Here is a 687-nt window from a genome sequence, read left to right on the forward strand (position 1 = left end):
TTCCTCCGCCCCAGCGCCTGTCCCATCGTCCCATCCGGTGAAGCCACCCTCGGTATCCAGAAGCTCGTCATCAGACAGATACGCCATGACCCCACCTCTTTTCAAAAAATATTTTGCGATTTTTCAAAAATGGTTCCGTTTTGCACCCCGGATTTCTCCTATTAGTGAAAGAGTAATCTAAAAACAAGTTACTTAGGTTACATTTGCTCATTCACACAGGAGAAAGGAGGCACACGCCATGTTCAGGCTTGACGCAAAAAAGGAGTAACACTATCGCAGGTTACAAACAACGGAACCATAACAACAGTATACACCGGATGCGCCGAAAGCGCAAGAAAGAGAGGTTCTATGGCAGATAAAAACGCCGTGTTTCTGACCCGGCACATTGGCAACACCACCTATAAAGTTCGTGTCTACCTCAGCGAAACCGCCGAGGAAACGATGGAAGATAAAATTCTGCGGCTGATCCGCAACGATGGGCTGGCAAACCAGCCGGAATGTGGTATAATGGAACTGCCACAAATGAGCCGTCCGTCTGAAAGGAGCGCCTGATATGGCAAACAGACAGACGGAAGAAAAAATCACTGCGCTCTATGAGCGCCTGTCCCGTGACGATGACCTCACGGGTGACTCGAACTCCATTCTGAACCAGAAACGTTATCTCGAAAGCTATGCAGCACAGCGGGG

Annotated in this window: 1 protein-coding gene and 1 pseudogene; both read left to right on the top strand. The window is 49.2% G+C overall.

Annotated features, from left to right (window positions below; translation table 11 throughout):
* Window positions 1-348 precede the first annotated feature (348 nt).
* The gene (locus tag B5F88_RS19900; RefSeq protein ID WP_007885061.1) at window positions 349-552 is read left to right on the top strand and encodes a transposon-encoded TnpW family protein; all 204 of its coding nucleotides are present in this window, start codon (window positions 349-351) and stop codon (window positions 550-552) included.
* A 1-nt stretch (window position 553) separates the two neighbouring features.
* Window positions 554-687: pseudogene (locus B5F88_RS22005) on the top strand (resolvase); the annotation flags it as partial.

Origin of the sequence: Flavonifractor sp. An306, assembly GCF_002159455.1 — a bacterium.
Taxonomy (GTDB): Bacteria; Bacillota; Clostridia; order Oscillospirales; family Oscillospiraceae; genus Flavonifractor.

Coding starts and splice junctions, on each gene's coding strand:
- B5F88_RS19900 (WP_007885061.1), top strand. CDS start 349: ATGGCAGATAAAAACGCCGTGTTTCTGACCCGGCACATTGGCAACACC.